The 8993-nt window shown below is 68.9% G+C and carries 8 protein-coding genes and 2 pseudogenes (1 of these 10 only partly in view); 2 read left to right on the top strand and 8 right to left on the bottom strand.

Going from position 1 to position 8993, the window contains the following annotated elements; all coding sequences use genetic code 11:
• The 4 genes and pseudogenes from ACYUED_RS32240 to ACYUED_RS32225 all read right to left on the bottom strand — a co-directional run.
• Positions 1 to 130: the beginning of a ribonuclease J gene (locus ACYUED_RS32240; protein ID WP_491287818.1), read on the bottom strand. 1556 nt of this gene lie to the left of the window's left edge; 130 of the gene's 1686 nt are visible here — the first part of the coding sequence; its start codon is at positions 128 to 130; the stop codon falls past the left edge of the window.
• A gap of 141 nt (positions 131 to 271) precedes the next feature.
• Entirely contained in the window at positions 272 to 1171 is a 900-nt protein-coding gene (gene dapA, locus ACYUED_RS32235) for a 4-hydroxy-tetrahydrodipicolinate synthase (RefSeq protein ID WP_491287816.1), read from the bottom strand.
• A gap of 211 nt (positions 1172 to 1382) precedes the next feature.
• Positions 1383 to 1901, bottom strand: a pseudogene (gene thyX / locus ACYUED_RS32230) (FAD-dependent thymidylate synthase); the annotation flags it as partial.
• A gap of 447 nt (positions 1902 to 2348) precedes the next feature.
• A pseudogene (locus tag ACYUED_RS32225) lies at positions 2349 to 2639 on the bottom strand (FAD-dependent thymidylate synthase); the annotation flags it as partial.
• Between the two features lie 226 nt (positions 2640 to 2865).
• Here ACYUED_RS32225 and ACYUED_RS32220 point away from each other — a divergent pair.
• Positions 2866 to 3102: a hypothetical protein gene (locus tag ACYUED_RS32220; protein ID WP_491287814.1), complete on the top strand. Its 237-nt coding sequence runs from the start codon at positions 2866 to 2868 to the stop codon at positions 3100 to 3102.
• A 90-nt stretch (positions 3103 to 3192) separates the two neighbouring features.
• Positions 3193 to 3747 carry an SCO5741 family PH domain-containing membrane protein gene (locus tag ACYUED_RS32215; protein WP_491287812.1) on the top strand — a complete coding sequence of 185 codons (555 nt, stop codon included), beginning with the start codon at positions 3193 to 3195 and terminating at the stop codon, positions 3745 to 3747.
• Between the two features lie 73 nt (positions 3748 to 3820).
• Here the strand turns inward: ACYUED_RS32215 and ACYUED_RS32210 are convergent, their stop codons facing one another.
• Genes ACYUED_RS32210 through ACYUED_RS32195 form a run of 4 tightly spaced genes read right to left on the bottom strand, consistent with a single transcriptional unit; the run spans position 3821 to position 8669 of the window.
• Positions 3821 to 4273, bottom strand: coding sequence for a hypothetical protein (locus tag ACYUED_RS32210; RefSeq protein WP_491287810.1), 453 nt, complete (start codon positions 4271 to 4273; stop codon positions 3821 to 3823).
• A gap of 8 nt (positions 4274 to 4281) precedes the next feature.
• Positions 4282 to 5034 carry a 4-hydroxy-tetrahydrodipicolinate reductase gene (dapB, locus tag ACYUED_RS32205; RefSeq protein ID WP_491287808.1) on the bottom strand — a complete coding sequence of 251 codons (753 nt, stop codon included), beginning with the start codon at positions 5032 to 5034 and terminating at the stop codon, positions 4282 to 4284.
• Positions 5035 to 5076: 42 nt separating this feature from the next.
• Positions 5077 to 6456 carry a M16 family metallopeptidase gene (locus tag ACYUED_RS32200; protein WP_491287806.1) on the bottom strand — a complete coding sequence of 460 codons (1380 nt, stop codon included), beginning with the start codon at positions 6454 to 6456 and terminating at the stop codon, positions 5077 to 5079.
• Entirely contained in the window at positions 6453 to 8669 is a 2217-nt protein-coding gene (locus tag ACYUED_RS32195) for a polyribonucleotide nucleotidyltransferase (protein ID WP_491287804.1), read from the bottom strand. The genes ACYUED_RS32200 and ACYUED_RS32195 overlap by 4 nt, the downstream gene beginning before the upstream one ends.
• Positions 8670 to 8993: the final 324 nt, after the last annotated feature.

The following is an 8993-nucleotide window of genomic DNA, read 5'->3' as shown; positions in this document are numbered from 1 at the left end:
GAAGACGGCCGCCGTATTCGAAGACCGTCATGTTCCGGCCGATCTCGCCGAGACCGCCCAGCGGGGTGACGCGCAGGCCACCTTCGGGAAGCGGCGCGGGCAGGCCGAGTTGGGGATGCGGATGACTCAAAAGACTCTCCTCACCACACGCGCCACGTACCGGTGGGCACGTGGCGCGCATGACGTTCGTGCATGAGCAGTTGTCGTTGTGGGGTGCAGGCACCGGTGGCCCGCTTATTCAGTTGTGAAGCCTGTGGTGCCAAGTCTGGTGTCAGAGCTGTACCCCGCCCGCAGCAAGATCGATCTTGAGCTGGGCGATCTCTTCGGACGTGCACTCGACCATGGGTGCTCGCAGGGGTCCCGCGGGCAGGCCCTGGAGGGCGAGTGCGGCCTTGGTGGTCATGACTCCCTGAGTGCGGAACATGCCCGTGTAGACCGGGAGCAGCTTCTGGTGGATCTCCGTGGCCTTCTGTACGTCGCCGGAGACGAAGGCGTCAACAAGGGCGCGCAGGTCGGGTGTGACCACGTGGCCGACGACCGAGACGAAACCGACCGCGCCCACGGAGAGCAGCGGCAGGTTCAGCATGTCGTCGCCGGAGTACCAGGCAAGGCCGGAGCGCGCGATCGCCCAGCTCGCGCGGCCGAGGTCACCCTTGGCGTCCTTGTTGGCGACGATCTGCGGGTGCTCCGCGAGGCGGACCAGCGTCTCGGAGCTGATCGGCACGCCGCTGCGGCCCGGGATGTCGTAGAGCATGACCGGCAGCTCGGCGGCGTCGGCGACGGCCTTGAAGTGCCGGTACAGGCCTTCCTGCGGGGGCTTGTTGTAGTACGGCGTCACGACCAGGAGGCCGTGGGCGCCGACCTTCTCGGCGGCCTGGGCGAGCTCGGTGCTGTGGTGGGTGTCGTTCGTGCCGACTCCGGCCACGACGTGGGCGCGGTCGCCGACCGCCTCCAGTACGGCCCGTACGAGATCCGATTTCTCCGCGTCGCTGGTCGTGGGGGACTCGCCGGTGGTGCCGTTGATGATCAGGCCGTCGTTGCCTGCATCCACCAGGTGGGTGGCGAGCCGCTGAGCGCCGTCGAGGTCGAGTGCGCCGTCCGCCGTGAAGGGCGTGACCATGGCGGTGAGGACCCTCCCGAAGGGGGTCTGCGGAGTGGAGGTCGGAGCCATGGGTAACACGCTACTCGCTGCTCAATGCGTGGTCTGCCCTTGGGGTGCGGGATAAGTCCGGACAAATGCGGAGCCCGGTACTGCCTGCTCGGGGGTTCAAGCAGTACCGGGTCCGTTTGATCAGGCTAGATGAACTTCTCCAAATGCCGCAATACGGACACTTCGCGAGGCCGGCCCGCACATCTGTGCCCGGTTGGCGAACGGGGGTGCGCTACGGCGCCACACGGCCGTTCGTGTTGAAGGCGGCGTGTGTGAGCGGCATGAGCCGGGCCCACTCGGCCTCCATCTTCTCGCCGACCATCTCGATCTCCCGCTGCGGGAAGGACGGGACCTTCGCCAGGTCGTGCCGGGTGCGCAGGCTGAGGAAGTGCATCAGCGAGCGGGCGTTGCAGGTGGCGTACATGGAGGAGAACAGGCCGACCGGGAGAGTGGCGCGGGCGACCTCGCGGGCGACGCCGGCCGCCAGCATCTCCTGGTACGCGGCGTAGGAGTGCCGGTAGGACTCCTCCATGGCGGCGGTCACGGCCTCTTGCTGTTCGGGGGTGCCGTGGACGAACTCGTACCTGCCGGGGCGGCCCTGCTGGACCAGCTTGCGGTCCTTGCCGGGAACGTAGAAGACCGGCTGGAGCTCGCGGTAGCGCCCGGACTCCTCGTTGTACGAATTGTGTACGACAAAGCCGTCCGCGATGAAGTTGTGGTGCGGCGGCGGCATGGAGATGTCGTAGGTCATCTCCTCCCCGTCGGGGACGACGGCGACGACGCCCTCCCAGCGCACGCGGAGGTGCTTCGGGATACCCGCCCGCCGGCCGACACCCACGCCGCCCAGTTGCCCGACCCGGTCGCCGGCGCGCAATTCGCCGGCGCGAGCCCAGCCGTCGGGCGTCCACACACGGTGGTCCGCGGTGCAGCGCAGAGCCTTGCCGTTGGCCGTCGCCACTTTGAGGATCGGCTTCACGCCGGACTCGAACACGTCCGCCATGGGCGCCTTCTCCGCCAGCCCTGTCTCCAGATTGATCGTGTCGGCCAGAAGGTTCCGGGAGGAGTTCGGCCTGCGCGTACGCCCCGTGGAATCAGGATCGGGCGCACCGGGCTTCCAGTCCTCATGGATGTCCGCGAGGCGTTTGCTCTTGCCGTTCTTGCCGGTGCCGACACCGATCATGGCGTCACCCGGCAGGCACCATCCGACCCGGTGGCGCATGAACTCGCGGAAGACGAAGATCGGCGCGCTGATGAAGAACGTCATCGAGTTGTGCTCGAAGGGGCTGCCGTGGCGGTCCCGCATGAGGTAGTTGATCAGGCCCTTGGAGCGCTCTGGATCCCTGTTCGTCTCGTCCAGGGACTGCTCGCCGAGGGTCGAGACGCGGGCGGCGAACAGCACGTCGGCGTCGGACGCGGTGTGCTTGACCAGTTCGACGGTGACGTCGCTGCGGAAGCTGGGCACGCGGCCGTCGGCAGGGGTCTCGGTCACGGCTCGGCGGATCCTTCCGTCACGTCGCTCAGGCGGCGCTCACTCTACGGCGGAGCCCGCGCGGCACACCCCGGGCCGGCACTGACAACGGGGCGTTCGGTAGCGGGACACGACATACGTCGGCGAAATTCTGTGAATTCGGCGAAACCGGGCACCCTTTGGGGCAATCGCTCGTCTGTGTTGATGACAGTGATTCGTTCGATCCCCGAAGGGAGACGCAGCACCGATGTTCCGCCGGCGTGAGCCCGTCCCGTTCGCCTTTCTCGCCGGAGCCGACAGGCTCCACAGCAATGTCGCTCCCCCGCCCCGTCAGCGGGCCTCCGCCGGTCAGATAGCCGGGCGCTGGCTGCTGGGGCTCACGATCGTCGCCGGACTCGTGGGCTCCCTGGTCCTCGGCACGCCGGCGCTGTCCACCCCCGCCTCGACACCGGCTCAGCAGTCACAGGCGTCTCAGGGGCACTGACTCGTCCGGCCCCCCAAGAGTGGTGAGCGGGGACACAGCCGGATAACCTCACCGGGCACAGCCCATGCATGGATTGAGTGAGGACCAACCGTGCCCCTGCCCTTCCTGACGGCCGACCGCGCTTTCGAGGCAGCCGACGACATCGCGCTGCCGTTCGACGACCGCGACCGCTGGCGGCGCCCCTACCGTCCAGGGCCCTGGCGGGTCGGCGCTGCGGCGCTCTGGCTGCTCCTCGCCTCGTTCGTGCTGTTCGCCGCGGTCATCATCGCGTTCACCGCCCCGGCCCCGGACTCCGCTGTGGTCTTCGGCATCGCGCTGGCCGTCATCGCGGTCGCCCTGCGACTGCTGCGCGTGGGCGCGTGGGTGAGTGCGCGCGGACTGCGCCAGGTGAGCTTCTTCGGCACGCGCACGACCCCCTGGGACCGGATCGTCGCCGTGCGGACGGTGCAGCAGCCGGTGCGCTGGCTCGGGCTGCCGCGCACGGTGCAGGGGCAGGCTCTGGTCCTCGTACGCAATGACCGCGCGGCGCAGGACGCGCCGGTGCTGCTGACCACGCACAGCGCCGACTTCCTGGCGCGGGCCGGGTCGTTCGACCGGGCGGCGGACGCGATCGAGGCATGGGCGGCGGAGCACGCGCGCGACTGACCGGCGTTCGTACGAAGGGGCCGGCCCGCTGTGTCTGCGGGCCGGCCCCTTCGGCGTACGGCCGCGGTGTGGGTCAGGCCTCGACCGTTCTGCCGTCGTGCAGGGCGATGGCGCGTTGCATGGCCTTGCGGGCACGTGGGGTGTCGCGGGCGTCGTGGTAGGCGACGGCGAGGCGGAACCAGCTGCGCCAGTCGTCGGGAGCGGCCTCCGTCTCGGCCTTGCGCTTGGCGAAGACCTCGTCGGCCGAGTCGCGGTCGATACGGCCGCCGGACGTGCGCCTGAGTTCGTCGACAGGCAGTCCGCCCTCGGCGTCGAGTTCGGCGGCGAGGGCGTTGGCCTTGCGGACGAACTGGGTGTTCTTCCACAGGAACCACAGGCCGATGACCGGCAGGATCAGGACCGCGACACCGAAGGTGACGGTGAGGACCGTGCCGGACTGGATGAGCATGACGCCGCGGCTGCCGACCAGGACGAAGTAGAAGACCAGGACGGCGGCCGTTATGGCGTAGGAGAGCTTGGCGCGCATGGTGGGTGTCAGCCCAGGTCCAGGAAGTGTTCCAGCCCGAAGGTCAGACCCGGGGTGGTCACCACGCGGCGGGCGCCGAGCAGGATGCCCGGCATGAAGCTGCTGTGGTGCAGGGAGTCGTGCCGGACGGTCAGGGTCTCGCCCTCGCCGCCGAGCAGGACCTCCTGGTGGGCGAGCAGGCCGCGCAGCCGGATCGCGTGCACCGGGATGCCGTCGACGCTGGCGCCGCGCGCGCCGTCCAGGGCCGTCTCCGTGGCGTCCGGTGCCGGGGCCGAACCGGCCTTCGCGCGGGCCTCGGCGATGAGCTGTGCCGTGCGCGTGGCGGTGCCGGAGGGGGCGTCCACCTTCTTGGGGTGGTGCAGTTCGACAACCTCGACCGACTCGAAGTAGGGCGCGGCGATCTGCGCGAACTTCATCGTGAGGACGGCGCCGACGGAGAAGTTGGGCGCGATGAGGACACCTGTCCGCGGGGACTCGGCCAGCCAGCCGTTCAGCTGCGCGAGGCGCTCGTCGGTCCAGCCGGTCGTGCCGACGACCGCGTGGATGCCGTGGCCCACGCAGTACTCGAGGTTCTCCATCACCGAGGCGGGGGTGGTCAGTTCGACCGCGACCTGGGCGCCGGACTCGGCCAGCGCCTCCAGCGTGTCCCCCCGGCCGAGGGCGGCCACCAGCTCCATGTCCTCGGCCGCCTCGACGGCCCGTACCGCCTCGGCACCGATGCGGCCCTTCGCGCCGAGGACCGCCACACGCAGCTTGCTCATCTTCTTGCTTCCTTCACGGAGTTCTGAAATTGCCGGAGGTGGTCAGGCGACGGCGTCGTTCAGACGGGCCGCCTGCTTGTCCTTGAGCGGGCCGATGACCGACAGCGAGGGCCGCTGTCCCAGGATCTCGCGGGCGACCGAGCGGACGTCGTCCGGGGTGACCGAGGCTATCCGGACCAGCAGGTCGTCGACGGACATCTGCTCGCCCCAGCACAGCTCGCTCTTGCCGATACGGTTCATCAGCGCGCCCGTGTCCTCGAGGCCCAGGACCGTGGAGCCGCGCAGCTGACCGATGGCGCGGTCGATCTCGTCGTCGGAGAGGCCGTGCTCGGCGACATGGTCCAGTTCGTCGCGGCAGATCTTCAGCACGTCGTGGACCTGCGAGGGCCGGCAGCCGGCGTAGACGCCGAACAGGCCGCAGTCGGCGAAACCCGAGGTGTACGAGTACACGCTGTAGGCCAGGCCGCGCTTCTCGCGGACTTCCTGGAACAGGCGGGACGACATGCCGCCGCCGAGCGCCGTGTTGAGCACGCCGAGGGCCCAGCGGCGGTCGTCCGTGCGGGCCAGGCCGGGCATGCCGAGGACGACGTGCGCCTGTTCGGTCTTGCGGCCGAGGAGTTCCACGCGGCCCGAGGTGCGGATCGTGCGGCGGCCGTCGCGCGGGGCGATGGGGGCCGCCTCGGCGTTCCTGAAGGCGCCCGCCTTCTCGAAGGCCGCGCGGACCTGTCGTACGACCTTGTTGTGGTCGACGTTGCCGGCCGCCGCGACCACGAGGTGGGTCGGGTCGTAGTGCTTCTTGTAGAAGCGCCGGATGCGGTCGGCGGTGAGGGCGTTGACGGTGTCGACCGTGCCGAGGACCGGGCGGCCGAGAGGGTTGTCGCCGAACATGGTGTGCGCGAACAGGTCGTGTACGCAGTCGCCCGGGTCGTCCTCGGTCATCGCGATCTCTTCGAGGATGGCGCCACGCTCGATGTCGACGTCCTCCTCGATGATGAGCGAGGCGGTCAGCATGTCGCAGACGACGTCGATGGCGAGGGGCAGGTCGGCGTCGAGCACGCGTGCGTAGTAGCACGTGTACTCCTTCGCCGTGAACGCGTTCATCTCGCCGCCGACCGCGTCGATCGCGGACGAGATGTCGAGTGCGGACCTGCGTGTGGTGCCCTTGAAGAGCAGGTGCTCCAGGTAGTGCGTGGCGCCGTTCAGGGACGGCGTCTCGTCGCGGGAGCCGACATGCGCCCAGATACCGAAGGTCGCGGAGCGCACCGAGGGCAGGGTCTCGGTGACGATGCGCAGTCCGCCCGGGAGGGTGGTCTTGCGGACGGTGCCGATGCCGTTCTCGCCCTTGATCAGGGTTTGGGTACGGGCGACGGCCCGCGCCTCCGAAGAGGTGCGGGCCGTCGCCGTGGAGCTGCTCGACGTCACTGGTCGGTGTCGTCCTTCTTGTCGTCGCTCTCTTCGCCCTCGACGACCGGGATCAGGGAGAGCTTGCCGCGGGAGTCGATCTCGGCGATCTCGACCTGGACCTTGGCGCCCACACCGAGAACGTCCTCGACGTTCTCCACACGCTTGCCGCCGGCGAGCTTGCGGATCTGCGAGATGTGCAGCAGACCGTCCTTGCCCGGGAGCAGCGACACGAACGCACCGAAGGTGGTCGTCTTCACGACCGTGCCCAGGTAGCGCTCGCCGACCTCCGGCATGGTCGGGTTGGCGATGCTGTTGATCGTGGTGCGGGCGGCCTCGGCGGACGGTCCGTCGACCGCGCCGATGTAGATCGTGCCGTCGTCCTCGATCGTGATGTCGGCGCCGGTGTCCTCCTGGATCTGGTTGATCATCTTGCCCTTGGGGCCGATGACCTCACCGATCTTGTCCACGGGGATCTTGACGGTGATGATCCGCGGGGCGTTCGGGGACATCTCGTCCGGCGTGTCGATCGCTTCCATCATCACGTCGAGGATGTGGAGGCGGGCGTCACGGGCCTGCTTCAGAGCGGCGGCCAGGACGGACGCCGGGATGCCGTCCAGCTTGGTGTCGAGCTGAAGGGCGGTCACGAACTCCTTGGTGCCGGCGACCTTGAAGTCCATGTCGCCGAAGGCGTCCTCCGCACCGAGGATGTCGGTGAGGGCGACGTAGTGCGTCTCGCCGTTGATCTCCTGGGAGATCAGGCCCATGGCGATACCGGCGACCGGGGCCTTCAGCGGCACACCGGCGTTCAGCAGCGACATGGTGGAGGCGCAGACCGAGCCCATGGACGTCGAGCCGTTGGATCCGAGGGCCTCGGACACCTGACGGATCGCGTAGGGGAACTCCTCGCGCGTCGGCAGAACCGGCACGATGGCGCGCTCGGCGAGGGCGCCGTGGCCGATCTCGCGGCGCTTGGGGGAACCCACGCGGCCGGTCTCACCGACGGAGTACGGCGGGAAGTTGTAGTTGTGCATGTAGCGCTTGCGGGTCACCGGGGAGAGGGTGTCCAGCTGCTGCTCCATCCGGAGCATGTTGAGGGTGGTGACGCCCAGGATCTGGGTCTCGCCACGCTCGAACAGCGCCGAGCCGTGCACGCGCGGGATGGCCTCGACCTCGGCGGCGAGCGTACGGATGTCCGTGACGCCGCGGCCGTCGATGCGCTTCTTCTCCTTGATGACGCGCTCACGGACCAGGGACTTGGTCAGGGAGCGGTACGCGGCGGAGATCTCCTTCTCGCGGCCCTCGAACTCCGGCAGGAGCTTCTCGGCGGCCAGACCCTTGACGCGGTCCAGCTCGGCCTCGCGCTCCTGCTTGCCCGCGATCGTCAGCGCGGAGGTGAGCTCCGGCTTGACGGCGGCGGTCAGCGCCTCCAGGACGTCGTCCTGGTAGTCGAGGAAGACCGGGAACTCGCCGGTCGGCTTGGCGGCCTTGGCGGCGAGGTCGGCCTGGGCCTTGCAGAGCACCTTGATGAAGGGCTTCGCGGCATCCAGACCGGAGGCGACGACCTCCTCGGTCGGCGCCTCGGCGCCGCCCTGGACCAGCTGGATCGTCTTGTCGGTGGCCTCGGCCTCGACCATCATGATCGCGACGTCGCCGTCCTCCAGGACGCGACCGGCGACGACCATGTCGAAGACGGCGTCCTCGAGCTCGGAGTGCGTCGGGAACGCGACCCACTGGTTGTTGATCAGCGCGACGCGGACGCCGCCGATCGGGCCGGAGAAGGGCAGGCCGGCCAGCTGCGTGGACGCGGAGGCGGCGTTGATCGCCACGACGTCGTACAGGTGGTCGGGGTTGAGGGCCATGATCGTCGCGACGACCTGGATCTCGTTGCGCAGGCCCTTCTTGAAGGACGGGCGCAGCGGGCGGTCGATGAGGCGACAGGTGAGGATGGCGTCCTCGGAGGGACGGCCCTCACGGCGGAAGAAGCTGCCGGGGATCTTGCCGGCGGCGTACATCCGCTCCTCGACGTCCACCGTCAGGGGGAAGAAGTCGAGCTGGTCCTTGGGGTTCTTGGAGGCGGTGGTGGCCGACAGCACCATGGTGTCGTCGTCCAGGTACGCCACGGCGGAGCCGGCGGCCTGCTTGGCCAGGCGGCCCGTCTCGAAGCGGATGGTGCGGGTGCCGAAGGAGCCGTTGTCGATAACGGCCTCGGCGTAGTGGGTCTCGTTCTCCACTAGCGTTTTCTCCGATACTTGTCGTCTTTCGTCCCTCCTGCCCGTGTGGCAGGGGGACGGCTGCGGAGAAGCGCTCCGTCTGGTGCGGGCCGGTCTTCGATCGAAGCACCCGGGTCGTTTCCCGGGGGCCACTACCGAGGACCGGCGGCGGCGAGGTAGCGCTTCTCCTCGTTCGTCATGTGATGTCGACCTACCCCTGCGGGTACGGCCCATCACTCTGTGGTGTCGTGCGTATGGCGTTGTGCTACCACACTACAAAGCGGCAGTGACACTCCGCACGTTTCCGTACGTACGGCAAAGGGAGCGGTCCCCACTCTTGCGGGA

The sequence above is a fragment of the Streptomyces sp. DF42 genome, assembly GCF_058267695.1.
Note: the sequence above shows the minus strand (reverse complement) of the source record. Positions and strands in the feature narration are given on the sequence as shown.